The organism is Acidimicrobiales bacterium, assembly GCA_036491125.1.
Taxonomy (GTDB): domain Bacteria; phylum Actinomycetota; class Acidimicrobiia; order Acidimicrobiales; family AC-9; genus AC-9.
Genome location: DASXCO010000042.1, coordinates 1 through 14,782 on the forward strand (window position 1 = coordinate 1; position 14,782 = coordinate 14,782).

General features: G+C 69.6%; 16 protein-coding genes. 9 read left to right on the forward strand and 7 right to left on the reverse strand.

All coding sequences use genetic code 11. From position 1 onward, the window contains the following. Positions 1–184 precede the first annotated feature (184 nt). The 5 genes from VGF64_03375 to VGF64_03395 are packed head-to-tail and all read right to left on the reverse strand — an operon-like array spanning position 185 to position 3,085. A complete protein-coding gene (locus VGF64_03375) occupies positions 185–607 on the reverse strand; it encodes a hypothetical protein (protein HEY1633775.1) in 423 nt (140 codons plus the stop codon). 32 nt (positions 608–639) lie between these two features. Next, positions 640–981 carry a hypothetical protein gene (locus VGF64_03380; protein HEY1633776.1) on the reverse strand — a complete coding sequence of 114 codons (342 nt, stop codon included), beginning with the start codon at positions 979–981 and terminating at the stop codon, positions 640–642. A 50-nt stretch (positions 982–1,031) separates the two neighbouring features. Continuing rightward, the gene (locus tag VGF64_03385) at positions 1,032–1,253 is read right to left on the reverse strand and encodes a hypothetical protein (GenBank protein HEY1633777.1); all 222 of its coding nucleotides are present in this window, start codon (positions 1,251–1,253) and stop codon (positions 1,032–1,034) included. Between the two features lie 36 nt (positions 1,254–1,289). Beyond that, positions 1,290–2,198 carry a type II secretion system F family protein gene (locus tag VGF64_03390; protein ID HEY1633778.1) on the reverse strand — a complete coding sequence of 303 codons (909 nt, stop codon included), beginning with the start codon at positions 2,196–2,198 and terminating at the stop codon, positions 1,290–1,292. Further along, entirely contained in the window at positions 2,195–3,085 is an 891-nt protein-coding gene (locus VGF64_03395; protein HEY1633779.1) for a hypothetical protein, read from the reverse strand. Before VGF64_03395 ends, VGF64_03390 begins: the two co-directional genes overlap by 4 nt. Before the next feature lie 231 nt (positions 3,086–3,316). Here VGF64_03395 and VGF64_03400 point away from each other — a divergent pair, with 231 nt between their 5' ends. The 5 genes from VGF64_03400 to VGF64_03420 all read left to right on the forward strand — a co-directional run bounded on the left by VGF64_03400 (position 3,317) and on the right by VGF64_03420 (position 8,665). Continuing rightward, complete coding sequence (locus VGF64_03400) at positions 3,317–5,104, forward strand: PQQ-binding-like beta-propeller repeat protein (GenBank protein ID HEY1633780.1); 1,788 nt, start codon at positions 3,317–3,319, stop codon at positions 5,102–5,104. Between the two features lie 11 nt (positions 5,105–5,115). Beyond that, on the forward strand, positions 5,116–6,216 hold the full coding sequence (locus VGF64_03405; GenBank protein ID HEY1633781.1) for a hypothetical protein: 1,101 nt from the start codon (positions 5,116–5,118) through the stop codon (positions 6,214–6,216). A gap of 79 nt (positions 6,217–6,295) precedes the next feature. Next, positions 6,296–6,850, forward strand: a complete 555-nt coding sequence (locus tag VGF64_03410; GenBank protein HEY1633782.1) for a VOC family protein — start codon at positions 6,296–6,298, stop codon at positions 6,848–6,850. Between the two features lie 11 nt (positions 6,851–6,861). Next, positions 6,862–7,536, forward strand: a complete 675-nt coding sequence (locus VGF64_03415) for an HAD family phosphatase (GenBank protein ID HEY1633783.1) — start codon at positions 6,862–6,864, stop codon at positions 7,534–7,536. Positions 7,537–7,717: 181 nt separating this feature from the next. Beyond that, positions 7,718–8,665, forward strand: coding sequence for a DUF3566 domain-containing protein (locus tag VGF64_03420; protein ID HEY1633784.1), 948 nt, complete (start codon positions 7,718–7,720; stop codon positions 8,663–8,665). Between the two features lie 10 nt (positions 8,666–8,675). Here the strand turns inward: VGF64_03420 and VGF64_03425 are convergent, their stop codons facing one another. Next, positions 8,676–9,386 (reverse strand): alanyl-tRNA editing protein, encoded by a 711-nt coding sequence (locus VGF64_03425; GenBank protein ID HEY1633785.1) that lies wholly within the window; start codon positions 9,384–9,386, stop codon positions 8,676–8,678. A gap of 365 nt (positions 9,387–9,751) precedes the next feature. On the opposite strand from VGF64_03425, the gene VGF64_03430 reads away from it, so the two are divergent. Next, a complete protein-coding gene (locus VGF64_03430; GenBank protein ID HEY1633786.1) occupies positions 9,752–10,717 on the forward strand; it encodes a sigma-70 family RNA polymerase sigma factor in 966 nt (321 codons plus the stop codon). 58 nt (positions 10,718–10,775) lie between these two features. Here the strand turns inward: VGF64_03430 and VGF64_03435 are convergent, their stop codons facing one another. Then, a complete protein-coding gene (locus VGF64_03435; protein HEY1633787.1) occupies positions 10,776–11,444 on the reverse strand; it encodes a TetR/AcrR family transcriptional regulator in 669 nt (222 codons plus the stop codon). 310 nt (positions 11,445–11,754) lie between these two features. Between VGF64_03435 and VGF64_03440 the strand changes: the two genes are divergently transcribed. From VGF64_03440 to VGF64_03450, 3 genes are all read left to right on the forward strand, one after another. Then, entirely contained in the window at positions 11,755–13,122 is a 1,368-nt protein-coding gene (locus tag VGF64_03440) for an MFS transporter (GenBank protein ID HEY1633788.1), read from the forward strand. Between the two features lie 43 nt (positions 13,123–13,165). Next, the gene (locus tag VGF64_03445) at positions 13,166–14,140 is read left to right on the forward strand and encodes an alpha/beta hydrolase (GenBank protein ID HEY1633789.1); all 975 of its coding nucleotides are present in this window, start codon (positions 13,166–13,168) and stop codon (positions 14,138–14,140) included. 171 nt (positions 14,141–14,311) lie between these two features. Then, positions 14,312–14,782 (forward strand): alpha/beta fold hydrolase (locus tag VGF64_03450; protein HEY1633790.1); only part of this gene is annotated, 471 nt, incomplete at its 3' end.

Below are 14,782 nucleotides of genomic sequence, written 5' to 3' on the forward strand. Positions count from 1 at the left end.
CAGGGCGCTGGCGGCGTCGTTGGCGGCCGCCGCGGCGGCATCGCCGAGCTGGCGCTGACCGAGGAAGACCGTCGCCGAGTCGACCGCGATGGCAGCGAGCACGACGAGCACCAGGACGAGAGTGGGCACGAGGATCAAGACGCTGCCGGCTTCCCCTTTCGCCCGGACTCGTCCGCACACGGGGTCAGGGCGGCGTCGCACAGCTGGCCGTCCGAGGGAGCCCGCTTCGGTAAGGGTCGACGAGCTCGGAGTGGCGGGCCGAGGCCGTGAAGCCGGAGCCCATCCCTCCGAGCATGGGCACGACGATCAGTGGTACCCGGTACCGCACCTCGGCGACGACGCGTGAGCATCGGGTGAGGTCCCCCGACACGAGCATGGTCATCCGCGCCGCGTCGCGTCCCTGGGCCACGATGGCCCGCACGGCGGCGGCACGGGCCATGGCCGTCGGGTCGGATCCCGCCGGCGCCTGCACGAACGCCTGGGTCGCCTCCCGCGCCGCGCCGCCCGCCGCCACCTTGGCGTCGATCACACCCCACGCGTTGGCAATGACAAGCGTTCCGAGCACGAGGACGAGCAGCCCGAAGAAGAGGGCCTCGATCCCACCCACCTGACCCTCCTGCCCTCGAGCGGGCGGCGCGCTCACCGGACCCGCTCGCGCCGCACGATGACGCTGCGGTCGACCGTGTCCAGACCCAGCGGCGACGCGAACACCGCCGGCAGCACGCTCGGATTGCGTACCCGCACGACGAGGTGGACGTCGTCGGCATCCACCGCCCAGTCGAAGGTGGCCCGCTGGCCATACGAGCCCAGCTCCCGGCGGGCGTCCAGCTCCGCCTGGGTCTGCGACGTCGGTGTCCCGCTGGCGTCGGACCCGGCGACGACGCGAGCGGCATCGAAGGCGGCCGCCGACACCGCCGAGCGGGCGTAGAGGTCGAAGAGCACCTGGACGGCGAGCAGGATGAGCAGGAGCACGACAAGCACACCCACCAGCGTGGCGACGAGGCCGGTGCCTGCCTCGTCGGGCGCCCGCCCTACTTGCCGATGTTGCTGACCTGGTGGTTCACGTTCGTCGTGGCACCCTGGAGCGTCGCCTTGAACGCCACCCACATGGCCACACCGAGGAACGCCATGATGAGGACCGCGATGGCAGCCGAGATGACACCCTCTCCCGTCTCGTCGCGTACCAGCCGGCCCGTCAGCCAAGCCCGAACCGAGTGCTGCCACACCCAGACTGCCACCAACCTCTCGTGCATCGTGCCTCCTTCGCGTCGGTCCATCCGTCACCACCGTCACGATCCCGCAAAGAGCCGAAGCGCCTCTACGAACGGAATGGCCAGAAAGATCACCCCCGGTACCAACGTCGCCACCGTCACCGGCACCCACACCTGTTGGCCCCGTCGCTCCATCGTCTGAACGAGGTCCCGCTGCACGTCCCGCCGGATGGCTCGGGCCTCGTCCGAGACGAGCCGACCGAGATCGGCTGCGTCGGTGTTGAGGGCGACCACCGCGACGAGACGGTTGAGGGCGTCCACCTGAGCCAGCTCCGCCCACTCCCGCAGGGCTGCCACCTCCGACAGGCCCTGGTGGATCCGAGCTCGCACGCGGGCCAGGTCACGGGCGCAGGAGCCGCGGCCCGGTCGGGCAAGCCGGTTGAGCGCCGAGCCCAGGGAGAAGCCGGCCGACAGCAGCATGGCCAGCTGCTCCGCCACGACGGGCAGCTCGAGAAAGATCCGTCGCTGCCACTTCGACGACGCCGATGCCACCTGCTGTTCCAGGATCAGAAACGCCAGCAGGGGCGATCCCAACAGCACCGCGAGGCTCACGAGCGCGGGCAGCCCGAGCGTCGACGCCGCCAGCGCGCCGACGCCGAACGCGGCCGCACTCCACCCGACCTGTCGAACCCGAAAGCCGGCGGGATCCATGCGGGAGTGGACCCGCTCGAGGCGGACAGCAAGCTCCTCGCTCACGCCGAACAGACGGGCCACCCGTCCCGCCACGGCCTGACTGAACGGCCCGATCACCTCCCGGAACGACTCGACCGAGAACGGACCGCCGCGCCGCCGCTCGGCCAGCCCGGCAGGGCTGTAGGCCCGCAGTCGGTCGGCCAGCGACGGTCGCGAGAACCGTCGCACCTCGGCAATGAGCAGCACCAGACCTGCCCATCCGAGGAGGAACGAAATGACCAGGAGGCGAGTCATCGGCCCTCGCCTCCCAGGACACGCTCCTCCTCTGGCAGGCGCATCAGGCGTCCGGCCCACAGCCAGCACACGACGACGGCGGCGATCCCGAGCACGACCGCCAGCTGGCCAAGGGGCGTCTCGTACGCAGCTCTGCCGGTGCCGATCGACATCCCGGCCAGCGCCATGCCCACCGGCACGATCAACACGAAACGGCGGGCGAACCGCACTGCCGCCTGCTTGGCCAGTGCGTCCTTGCGACCCTGGACGTCCTCGGTGCGGTCGTCGACCAGCGCGGCCAGCCGTCGGTCCAGGCCACCGCCGCCGATCTCGTGGGCGACGAGGAGCGTCTCGCAGGCGGCATCCGCCGTCGGATCGGCGAGCCGGTCCTCGAGCACGGCGACGGCTCGGGCGAAGTCGGTCGAGATGAGCCATTCGCGCTCGGCTGCGGCGAATCCGGGGCGGAGCTCCACCGGCCCTTGGCGCCCGACATCGAACAGGGCAGTGGGAATCGAGCGACCGAGAGAGCCGGTGTAGAGCCGGATACCCTCGATCATGCCGGGCCATGCTTCCCGAGCGCGCGCTCGGCGGGCGTCCCGCCGACTGCGGTACCACGCCACCGGGGCGCAGGCGGCGAAGGCCGCTGCAGCCAGGGCGGGAAGGATCCCGCCGAAGACCGTGAAGGCCAAGGCCCCTCCCACCAGAGCCAGGACCGCCATCACGGCCAGGAACTCGCTGATCCGGACCTCCTCGAGCCCGGCCTGGGCCAGCCACTGGTGGGCCCACCGGCTCGGGGGCATCCGCCGCTCCGGCGCGGGACCGGGTGCCAGCCCCCGCCAGTGGAAGACGATCGCCGTGTACCACAGGAACACGCCATAGGCGCCGGCGAGGGCCAGGATCACGCCCATGGAAGGGCCACCGAGCCCGCCCCGCGTGAGCTGGTCGCCACCACAGCCATCCCTCGGCCATCCCTCCCAGCTAGGAGATGTCCCATCGCCGGCGTGGGATCATACGGGCGACTCTCTTGCTGTTTCAACTTCTCCTGTTGAGGTTGGTGAGCAAGCGTGATCCGGGCGAGAGGTATCCGCTGGCCGGCGGCGAATCGAGGGGTTGATATCCACCTCACGTTGGGGGAAGCCATGAGCCGGCCGGTGTCCACCGGCACCGGGCGCCAGCGCACGCGCTGGCGCGCCGTGCAGTGGTCGAAGCGCTGGCGTCGGGCCTCAGTGCCGGTCGTGGCCGTCCTCGCCGTCTGGCTGACACCCGGCGCTGCCGCACCCGGCGCTGCCGCACCCCGCGCCGGCGCGCCTGCCACGACGAGCCCGCCGGCGAGCTGCGACTGGCCGATGTACGGCCACGACCCGTCTCGCACGGACAGCACGTCCTGCAGCCAGGCGCCTGACGGTGCCGCCGCCAGCCGGCTGCTGCCCCGCTGGTTCTTCCACGCCAACGACGTGGTGACGGCCTCCCCAACGATCGTCCAGGGAACCGTGTACGTGGGCGCCTGGGACGGCCACTTCTACGCTCTCGACCTGAAGAGCGGGCGCGTGCACTGGTCAACCCTGCTCGGACGGGGCCGGCCAGACGGCAACGCCGACGAGCACACCGGCGCCTACGGGGAGATCACGTCGTCAGCGGCCGTGACTGCCGTGTCCGGCCGCCGGGTGGCCTTCGTCGGCGGTGGAGGGTCGATGTACGCGCTGGACGCGTCGCGTGACGACGTCCCCGACGCCCAGCGGGTCCTCTGGCGATTCGACGTCGACGCGTCCCACCCGGCCAACCACGGCGAGATCGAGTCCTCACCGGTGGTCTGGACGGGCGGACCGGGCGGACCGGTGGTGGTCTTCGGCGCCGACTCCAACCAGGACAGCGGGTTCGCTGGCGAGGGTGTGTGGGCCGTCCGAGCGGACACGGGTCGTCTGGCCTGGCACTTCAATCCCGAGACCGCGACCAACCACGCCCTGTACGGCTGCGGCAACGTCTGGTCGTCGCCGGCCCTGGGCCTCGACCCGCGCAACCCTGACCCCCGGCGACGCGCTGTCTTGTACTTCGGGACCGCCGACTGCCCGGACAACACGCCCACCGCGTGTCCCGCCGACGGGTCCGATCCCAATTGCCCACTTGGCCAGCAGTACGTGTACTCCCGTCGCTGGCAACCCTTCGCCGATGGGATAATCGCCATTTCGGCAGCGGACGGCTCACCTCTGTGGAGCTATCAGCCGCATCCGGTCAACAACACCCTTGACGATGATTTCGGCTCCTCGGCGCAGTTGTTCACCCTTCCTGGCGGACGTCAGGTCGTCGGAGAAGGCGACAAGGACGGGCTCTACTACGTGCTCGACCGCAACGACGGAAGCCTGATCTGGAAGCGGATCGAGCAGGGCAACGGCAACATCCAAAGCGGCTTCGCGATTGGTGGGTTCCTCGGCGCGACGGCTGTCACCTCTGTGCACGGCGCCCCGAGGGTGTTCGGAGGGTCAGGCATCGACACGCCCCTCACCTACGACCGCAACGGCCAGCTCGTCGCCCAGCCCGACCCGGCGTTGAGTCTGCGCGGGATGCAGGCGTTCTCGGGGGTCGACGGCTCCAGCGCCTGGTCCGCGATCCAGGCCTACACCTACGGGGCGACGAGCGTCGCCAACGGCGTCGTCTACGTGGGCGCCCTGGACGGGATCCTTCGGGCATACGATGCGACGACCGGGCGTCTGTTATGGGCGTTCCCGGTCAGTGGACCCATCTCGTCGGGTCCCGCCATCAGTGCAGGGGTGGTGGTCATCGGGGCCGGGACCTCCGATACCGACGCAGAGTTCAAGGCCTGCGACCACCTCCCCCCGTCCGCTCAGGGGATATGCCGGAGCACGCCACTCAGCGCGACACTCAATCCCTTGTCGGCCATCAATGGCATCTGGGCCTTCTCGCCTGCCTGATTCGGAGGACCGTGACCGAGATCGTGCGGGAGTTCGTCTCCGCCGAGTCGCCGACCATGGACAGGGCCGGCGCCGGCGGCAGACCGTGCCAGGGCGTCTGGCACCGTCCCGTCTCGACCCGCCCCAGCGTCGCCCTCATCGCCACTCACTACGACGTCGACTTCTCCGAGCACTACCTGGCGGACCTCCTGGCCGAGCGCGGCTACGGGTTCCTGGGCTGGAACACCCGCTATCGGGGTGCCGGCACCTACTTCACCCTGAAGGGCGCCCTCGTCGACATCGCGGTCGGCGTCCGGTGGCTGCGCGAGGTCGCCGGCGTGGGCACGGTGGCCCTGTTGGGCAACTCCGGAGGCGCCTCGCTGATGGCCGCTTACCAGTCCCGGGCGGTGGGATCGGACGAGGGGGCGCCTGCGGCCGACAGGGCGCAGCCGTTCCCAGCGGGTGATCTCTTCATCTCCGTCAACGCCCATCCCGGACGCCCCGACGTGCTGACAGCGTGGATCGACCCGTCGGTCACCGAAGAGTCCGACTCGTTGTCGGTCGATCCGACCCTCGACATGTTCGATCCCGCCAATGGGCCGCCCTACGCGCCGGAGTTCGTGCAGCGGTATCGAGCCGCGCAACAGGCGCGCAACGATCGGATCACGACCTGGGTCCTCGCGGAGCGCGATCGCCTGCGCGCGGGCCGCGCTTGGGATCGTGTCTTCACGGTCCACCGCAGCTGGGCCGATCTTCGGTTCCTCGACCTCAGCATTGATCCCTCCGAGCGCAGCGTCGGGTGCTACCTGGGCGAGCCGGAGACGGCCAACTACGGGTCCTTCGGCCTTGCCTGCACGAGCACCCTCCGGTCGTGGCTGTCCATGTGGAGCCTCTCGGAATCTGACTGTCGGGCCGGGCCACACCTGGCCCAGATCGCGCAACCGTCTCTCGTCGTGCAGTCGACGGCCGACCAGGGTGTGTACCCGAGCGACGCCGCGGCCATCTTCGGCGCTCTGGCGAGCAAGGACAAGCACCTCGAGATGGTCGCCGGTGACCACTACCTTGGTCAGCCGGCTCAGGCCCGCGAGACGATCGCCGACCTCATTGCCGACTGGCTGGCCGGATGGGGGTGACCGTCCGGCCGACCCGCCGGCCGAACCGCGGGTACCTTGTGCGCCACGTGTGGTGCGCATTGCAGAGGGGGGACCGACGATGAACAGCGAGTTCGAGCTGCGGGGGATCAACCACCTCGCCCTGGTCTGCCGCGACATGGAGCGGACGGTCGACTTCTACACCAACGTCCTGGGCATGCCGCTCGTCAAGACGATCGAGCTTCCCTTCGACATGGGCCAGCACTTCTTCTTCGACGTCGGCAACGGCGACTCGCTGGCGTTCTTCTGGTTCCCAGTTGCGCCCGAGCCAGCCCCGGGTGTGTCCGCCCCCCGAACCCTTCCCGGGAACGGGGAGCTCACCAGCGCCATCGGCTCGATGAACCACGTAGCGTTCGACGTGCCGGCCGACAAGATCGAGGAGTACCTGGTGAGGCTCCGGGCCAAGGGCATCGAAGCCGCCGACATCATGAACCACGACGACAGCGACCTGGGGATGAGCAACAAGGTGCACGACGGGACCTTCGTCCGATCGATCTACTTCATGGACCCCGACGGGATACTGCTGGAGTTCGCCGCCTGGACGCGCCCGCTCACCGAGGGCGACGTGCGCCATCGGCCGGCGACGGCCGCGCGGGCAGCGCCGGCGGGCACGTAGCCTCACCGTCCGTGCACGACACCATCACTGCCGTGCTGTTCGACTTCGGTGGCGTCTTCACCCCGTCGCCGTTCAGCGTCGTCCGGGCGGCCGCGCTCGAGCTCGGCGTCAGTGAGGACGTCGCCATCGAGCTGTGCTTCGGTCCGTACGCCGAGGATGGCGACCACCCTTGGCACCGTCTCGAGCGCGGGGAGGTGCGGCTCGACGTCGCCTACCAGGAGCTCCTCGCCCTCGCCAGCGCGGCGGGTGTCGAGATCGACGTCTTCCAGGTGCTGGGCAAGCTCGGCCGCGAGGATGACGACCGGGTCGCCATGGTCGAGCGGGTGAGGACCCTTCGTGGCGCGGGCTACCGGACAGCTCTGGTGACGAACAACATCGCTGAGTTCGGGGACGGGTGGCGACAGCTCATCCCGGTTGACGAGCTGTTCGAGGTCGTCGTCGATTCGTCCCAGGTCGGACTGCGGAAGCCGGATCCACGGATCTTTCGTCTCGCCCTCGAGCAGCTGGACGGGGTCCGGCCCGAGCAGGCGGTGTTCCTCGACGACTTCGAGGCCCACGTCGCCGGTGCCCGCCAGCTCGGCATGCACGGCATCGTCGTGGGCGACGACCGGGCCGAGGCGCTCGCTCGGCTGGACGTCCTCTTGGCCCCGGCCGCGCCGCAGGGCCAGACCGACGACCGCTCCTGAGCGCGGGCGGTCAGCCATAGGCGTCACCCCGTGACCCCCTCGGCCCCGCCAAGGCAGGACAACCCCTCCCCGCCGCCGAAATCAATGATGTGCGCCGTGGCGCAGCGCTCGGTGCCCGGCTCCGTAGGGACGGGACGATGACCCACCAATCCGCAGGTCCATTCGCGGGTAGGAACGCGCCGTGTCCCAGATAGAGCGCGCCACCAAGTCGGAACGGGTCATCGGGCCGGGCCCGCCGCCCCCGCCCCAGCCACCAGGGAGCGGTCCGTCGCGGCCTGCGACGGGACAGCAGGCGACCAAGGCAGAGGGGCGCCGGTTCGATCAGGCCATCGTTCGCATCGACCCGAGGAGCGTGCTCGACCTGTCCCTCCGGTTCTTTCGCCGGATGTTGCTCATCGGCATCGGCGTGGGCGTGGTGGGGTGGGTCGTCGCATGGGTTACCGGCCTGGCCAGCAGCATCGACACGTTCATCCAGGATCTCAGCGGTTATCCATCGCTCACGGTGCTCGGCGCTCAGGGCCTCCTCGTGGCCGTGGTGCTGGGACTGACCTTCGTCCTCGGAGGCGCGCTGCTCGCGGTGCTCGGCGTTGTCCTCTTCAACCTCGCGAGCGACCTGGGCGGGGGGATCAAGATGACCGTCAGGGAGACGGAGCTGGACGAGAGCCTCGTCGGACCCGAAGGCGCCGCAAGCCTCGCCGAGAGCGGGTCCTCCGGTTCCCGACCTCTGGCGCAGAGAGGCCGAGCCTCGGGTGCGGCTCGCCGTCGGCCCGTGCTGGGTGCCAACGTCACGAGCGTCGACGGCCACGCCGCTGCCGGTCCTGCTGGATCTCGACGGGACACCTACGACGAGGGGTCGACACGGGTCCCGCTGGAGCAGGAGGGTCGACCCCCGAGGGTTCCCAGCGGAGCGCTCGTCGTCGGCGTCGAGCGGGACAGCCCCGCAGACTCGGTCGGCCTAGTGACCGGGGACGTGATCGTGTCAGCGGACGGGTCGACGGTGGACTCGCCGGCTGCGCTGAGCTCGGCTATCGACCGCCACGAGACCGGTGCCGCATTCGACATGAGCTGGGTGGACCAGCAGGGGCGGTACCAGACAGGCATCGTGCACTTCGGCCACCGCTCCCGCTGATCCTCGGCACCTACGCCACCTGGATGCGGATCCGCTTGTTGGCCTTCCCCTTCGACTCGGTCTTGACCACGCGCACCCGACCGACTTCGTCGGTCCGAACGACGTGCGTCCCACCGTCCGCCTGCCGGTCCAGGCCCACGATGTCGACGACCCGGATCTCGGTCACCGTCTCGGGGATGAGATTCACCTTGGTGCGGATCAGGTCGGCGTCGGACAGCGCCGTCGATCGGGGCAGGAACTCGACCTTGACCGGCCGCGCCGCTGCCAGCTCGGCGTTGACGAGATCCTCCACGGTGGCCCCGAAGGCGTCCGGAAGCGGATCGAACTCGAAGTCCATCCTGGCCGCCAGTGGCTCCATGTTGCCGCCGGTGACCGCCTTCCCCCAGCGATGCCAGATCACCCCGCACAGCACGTGGAGCGCGGTGTGGGTGCGCATGAGCTCGTGGCGCCGTGCCCAGTCGATCTCCCCCTCGATCGCCTGCCCCGCCGTCAGGTCGTCGCGCTCGACGGCGTGCCACACCGTGTCCTCCTCACCGGGTTCCCGCTCGTGGGTCACGCCGAGCACGGGGATGCCGTCGAGGCGCCCGGTGTCGTGGGGCTGGCCTCCGCCGGTCGGGTAGAAGGCCGTCCGGTCGAGGGCCACGGCGCCAGAGCGCACGCTCGTCACGGTCGCCGTGAACCGGCGGAGGTAGGCGTCCCGTAGGAAGAGGAGCTCTGTCATGCCCTCGATTCTGCCTGCTGCCCGTCAGCGCAGAAATCGTCACCTCGGTGCGCACCAGGGCAGCGCCCGCCCCCGCCCGGCTTGACGGCACATCCGCCGGCAGGGCCAGGAGTCGCCCCCGCCCCCGCCACCACCGTCGGCGCTGGACGAGATCCTGCGCCGGGCTCGACGAGATCGAGCGACGTCTGGCCAGCTAGCCCTCGTCGGGGGGCGTGAGCTGGGACGGGACCGACTTCCGACAGGGCTCGTTCGGGCCGTCACCCCACGCCCTCCCTCGGTGGCGAGCGATGAGTTCCAAGCACCCCAGTCGTCATATCAACATGTCGACTTCTGTGGTGGAAGCCGTATCATGTGCGGCCGTGACCATGCCTTCCCATGCTCTCGCGCCCGACGATCTCGAGGGCCACCGGCGGGAGCTCACGGCCTACTGCTACCGGATGCTCGGCTCGGGCTTCGACGCCGAGGACGCCGTCCAGGAGACGCTGGTACGGGCCTGGAGGGCTGGCGAGAGCTTCGAGGGTCGCTCGAGTGTGCGGTCGTGGCTGTACCGCATCGCAACCAACGTGTGCCTCGACGCCCTTCGAGGCCGCCAGCGTCGGGCCCGTCCCGTGGAGCTCGGACCGTCGCGTCCGCCCGTGGAGTCCTCTCTGGATGCGATCCTTCCGGAGGGCGCCTGGGTCTCCCCGATCGCCGATGACCGGGTATTGCCCCCAGAGGCCGACCCCGCCGAGCTGGCCGCGGCCCGCGACAGCGTCCGCCTCGCCTTCGTCGCTGCCCTGCAGCGCCTGCCGGCCCGTCAGCGGGCGGTCCTGATCCTCTGCGAGGTGCTCCGCTGGCACGCGGCCGAGGTCGCCGAGCTGTTGGACACCAGCGTCCCTGCGGTCAACAGCGCCCTCCAGCGCGCCCGGGCCACCCTCGGGTCGGTGGATACCGAGGTGCGCCCCTTGGCGGTGGAGGCAGACCAGCGCGACCTCCTGGCTCGCTACTTGGACGCCTTCGAGCGTTACGACGTCGACGCCCTCGTCAGGTTGCTCCGCGACGACGCCGTCCAGTCGATGCCCCCGTACGCCATGTGGCTCCAGGGTGCGGCCGACATCGGGAGCTGGATGCTCGGCCCCGGCAGTCCCTGCCGGGGCTCCCGGCTCATCCCGACATCGGCCAACGGCTGTCCTGCGTTCGGGCAGTACAGGCCCGACCCGGCCGGTGGGCACGCCCCGTGGGCGCTCCAGATCCTCGAGATCTCAGGGGATCGGGTCTCGGCGATCCAGTCGTTCCTGGATGCCGAGGAGCTCTTCCCCGCGTTCGGCCTGCCCGCCCACCTGCCTGTCTAGCGCGCTCACATCCGCCCGCTCACAAGCGAGCGGGCACGCAGCTCGGGCCCAGAACTGCTCAGGTGACATCGCCACTCGTTCGAGAAGGCCGCTCGCCCGGGTCCTCGACGATGCCACGGGCAACGGCCTCGACCGTGAAGGCGATCAGCTCTTCGGTCTCCAGGCCGACCGTCTGCGACCAGCCGTGCACCAGCTCGTCGGCCAGGCCCATCAGACCTCCCCAGACGTATGGGACCAGGGCGGGGCCTTCTCGCAGCACGAGGCCCTCGTAGGCGGCGGCCTCCTGCAGTGCCGTCCTGAGTGCATCGAGCATCACCCCCCAGGGTCGGGCTGCCGGGGATGCGCTCGGGCCGACCGGTGGCCGGCCGGTTCCCGGGAGGTCGCGCTCCCAGCCGGCGCCGGTGCTGCCGATCGATCGCCACAGCTCGACCGCCCCGGGCACGATGGCCCGCAGCACGTAGGTCAGCCCGTGCGAGCGTGTGGTCCGTTCGATCGCCCGGCGCATCTCCTCCATTCGTCGCACCATGAGCGCGCTGAACACGCTCTCCTTGCCGGCGTAGTACTGATAGATCGTGCCCGCGCTCATGCCGGCCCGCTCGGCGATCGCACGCATGGTCAGTGCGCCATAACCGCCGGCATCCAGCAGGGCCGTCGCGGCGAGGAGGATGTCTCGCCGGCGCCCTTCGGCGTCGCCCCAGGCCGCCGTGGGCTCCACCTGCATCGCCATCACTTCGAACCGTAGTCCCAATTTGAACAACGTTCAATGCGCGCTAGGGTCGAGCCGGTGAGCCGCCTGCCGTTGGGGTTCGTCGGGTGTCACCTCGTCGCGCAGTGGCAGCTGTCGGCGATCTGGGCCGCAACATCATGCTGCTCGTCCCGCCCCCCCGAGGGCTGACGACGTAGGAGGATCGGCCATCAACGTCCGGCAAGGAATCGGGCCGAGCGCCGGTCGAGCAGCCGGTGCCGTCTGGCGTCAGCTGGAGGGCCTCTTCGGCGGGCCCGCTCGCAGCCGCGTCATCCTGGCCCTGGCGTCGGTCCTGGCCCTCAACAGCGCTGACACGGCCACCGTCGGGGCGTCCGCCACCCAGCTCCGGCAGGCACTCCACATCAGCAACACCGACATCGGCCTCCTCGTGGCCGTGACCTCGATCGTGGCTGCCGTGGCCAGCATCCCGTTCGGGGTGCTCGTCGACCGCGTCCGCCGCACCCGCCTCCTCGCCTTTGCGATCGTCCTCTGGGGCGTGGCCATGGTGGCCAGCGCCACGGCCGGCAACTTCAAGACACTGCTGCTCTACCGGGTCTTCCTCGGCATCGTGACGGCAGCAGCCGGACCTGCGGTTGCGTCGCTCGTGGGCGACTACTTCCCGAGCGCCGAACGAGGCCGCATCTACAGCTTCATCCTGAGCGGGGAGCTGTTGGGCGCCGGCGTCGGCTTCGTGATCACCGGAGACGTGGCGTCCTTCTCCTGGCGGGCCGCCTTTGTCGTGCTGGCTCTGCCGGCCTTCGGTCTGGCCTGGCTGATGTTCCGACTGCCTGAGCCGGCACGCGGCGGAGAGAGTGAGCTGCTGCCCGGAGCGACCGAGATCCTCGACGCCCGCGCGGTCGTGGCCCAAGCTCGGTCTGCTCGGCCCGAGGACGAGACCGTCGAGGACACCACCGTCAAGGAGACCGACGCACAACAGATCGCAGCTGACCAAGGGATCTATCCGGACGAGGCGTTGATTCTTCGTGAGGATCCCCGGCGCATGGGGTTGTTGAGGGCAGTCCGCTACGTGCTCCATGTACGCACCAACGTCATCCTCATCGTGTCGAGTGCCTTCGGCTACTACTTCCTGGCTGGGGTCCAGACGTTCGGGGTCGAGTTCGTGAAGGACCAGTACCGGATCGGTCAGGCGCTCGCCAACCTGCTCCTGCTGGCGATCGGTGGCGGCGCGCTGCTCGGCATCCTTACGGGAGGCCGGGTAGGGGACTTTCTCTTGCGCCGTCGCTACCTGAACGGCCGACTCCTCGTCGCCGGGGTGGCGGCCCTCGCAACCGTCGTGCTCTTCATCCCTGCGTTGATCACGCGCAGCTCCGCGACAGCCCTCCCGTACTTCATCGGTGCGGCCTTCTTCCTGTCCGCCCAGAATCCTCCGATCGATGCCGCCCGCCTCGACATCATGCCCCCCCTGCTCTGGGGGCGGGCCGAGGGCGTTCGCACGTTCCTGCGCACCGCCGCCCAGGCCCTGGCACCTCTGATATTCGGGGCCGTCTCCGATCTGTTGGGGGGCGGGAGGATGGGTCTGCAATACACCTTCATCGTGATGCTCCTTCCCTTGTGCGCAAGTGGGATCGTGCTTCTCCGAGGGCTGCGGACCTATCCGCGGGACGTCGCCACTGCGGGGGCCTCGGGAGCGGCCCGGTGAGCGCTGTCCTACGTCAAATCCTCGGGATAGCGTTGGAACAGAGATGACCGACACCCTGAGGCTGTGGTCCGACGAGATCGAGGAGATGCGAGCTGAGGCCCGCGCTTCGGTGCAGGCGGCTTTGGGCATGTTCGCCAACCTCCGGGTCACGTCGTCGGGGCTTTCACAAGAGGAGCGTGTCCGCCAACAGCGGGCGGCGATGCCGTCGGCTCCCGTTCCTGAGGCAATCGAGCGCCTGATCGCCGGTGTGCCGTGTCGAGCGTTCCTCCCACCGAGGTCGGACGACCGAGGACCTCGGGCCGTCTACCTCCACTTCCACGGTGGCGGCATGGTGACCGGGTCTCCGGACATGATGGACGTTCCGAACCGGGATCTGGCCCGCGACCTCGGTGTCGTGGTCGTCTCTGCGGGCTACCGCAAGGCGCCTGAGCATCCCTATCCCGCCGGGCCCGATGACGCGTTCGCAGTGGCGGCCTGGTTGGTGGAGCACGCGGCGAGTGAGTTCGGCACCGCCCGAATCGTCATCGGCGGAGAGTCGGCCGGCGGCTATCTGGCCGCGCAGGTCGCCCTCCGCCTACGCGACAGCCTGGCCGCCGCCTTCACCCGCGTCATCGGCCTCAACCTGGTCTTCGGTGTCTACGACTGGGGGCGCACCCCGAGCCAGCGGGGCATGCGCCCACACGACGGTCCCGATCTCCTCGACCCCGACAGCATCGACTTCATCACCGAGTGCTACCTGCCGGGGCGGACCGAGGAGGAGCGTCGAGCGCCGGACATCTCACCCGCATACGCGGACCTCCATGGTCTGCCGCCGATGTTCATGAGCGTCGGGACAGCCGACCACCTCGTGGATGACACGCTGGTTCTGGCGACTCGGGCCGCGGCCGCAGGCGACGAGGTCGAGTTGTTCGTCGCCCCTGACATGCCCCATGCCTTCTTCGCCTTCCCGTGCGCCATGACCAAGCTCTGGGGTGAGCGGCTCAACGCCTGGTTCGAGCACATCCTCGCCGGCGACTGAGTCGAGGCTGATCCGCCAGCGTCGGTGGACCATCATCGAGGGCGGGGAGCACTCATCACCGCCCGTGTGGAACGGAACGACATCACCGCCGATCGAGACAGACGAGCTGAACCGCCTAGCTGCTATTTAGCAAACATACAGTGCGTCTGTTAGTCTGCCCGTCGAGGACGGATGAGCGGACAGATCGGAGGGCGCGTGGACGATCGCCGAGAGGTACACCTGTCTGCTGGCACGGTGCGCTACCGCGATACCGGCCGAGGTCCGGTGGCCGTCTTCGTCCACGGTCTCGGCGTCGACGGCTCCTTATGGCGCAAGGTGGTACCCGGCCTGGAGACCAGCTTTCGTTGCGTGGTGCCCGACTGGCCGCTCGGATCGCACACCATCGCCATGCAACCCGAGGCCGACATGACGCCCCGGGGGGTCGCCAGCCTCATCGTCGAGTTTCTCGAAGCCCTCGATCTCAGGGACGTGACGCTCGTCGCCAACGACACCGGTGGGGCACTGGCCCAGCTCGTCGTGACCCAGCATCCTGAGCGGGTCGGCCGCCTGGTCTTGACCCCGTGCGACGCACTGGAGAACTTCCTGCCGACGAAGTTCCGATTTCTGCAGTGGATCGCGAGGGTCCCCGGCGGCTTTTTCCTG

What these genes read in the sequence shown, in the direction of transcription:
- VGF64_03385 (HEY1633777.1), bottom strand. Translation starts at nt 1,253, where the DNA reads ATGCACGAGAGGTTGGTGGCAGTCTGGGTGTGGCAGCACTCGGTTCGG.
- VGF64_03390 (HEY1633778.1), bottom strand. Translation starts at nt 2,198, where the DNA reads ATGACTCGCCTCCTGGTCATTTCGTTCCTCCTCGGATGGGCAGGTCTG.
- VGF64_03395 (HEY1633779.1), bottom strand. Translation starts at nt 3,085, where the DNA reads ATGGGCGTGATCCTGGCCCTCGCCGGCGCCTATGGCGTGTTCCTGTGG.
- VGF64_03400 (HEY1633780.1), top strand. Translation starts at nt 3,317, where the DNA reads ATGAGCCGGCCGGTGTCCACCGGCACCGGGCGCCAGCGCACGCGCTGG.
- VGF64_03410 (HEY1633782.1), top strand. Translation starts at nt 6,296, where the DNA reads ATGAACAGCGAGTTCGAGCTGCGGGGGATCAACCACCTCGCCCTGGTC.
- VGF64_03425 (HEY1633785.1), bottom strand. Translation starts at nt 9,386, where the DNA reads ATGACAGAGCTCCTCTTCCTACGGGACGCCTACCTCCGCCGGTTCACG.
- VGF64_03430 (HEY1633786.1), top strand. Translation starts at nt 9,752, where the DNA reads ATGCCTTCCCATGCTCTCGCGCCCGACGATCTCGAGGGCCACCGGCGG.
- VGF64_03435 (HEY1633787.1), bottom strand. Translation starts at nt 11,444, where the DNA reads ATGGCGATGCAGGTGGAGCCCACGGCGGCCTGGGGCGACGCCGAAGGG.
- VGF64_03445 (HEY1633789.1), top strand. Translation starts at nt 13,166, where the DNA reads ATGACCGACACCCTGAGGCTGTGGTCCGACGAGATCGAGGAGATGCGA.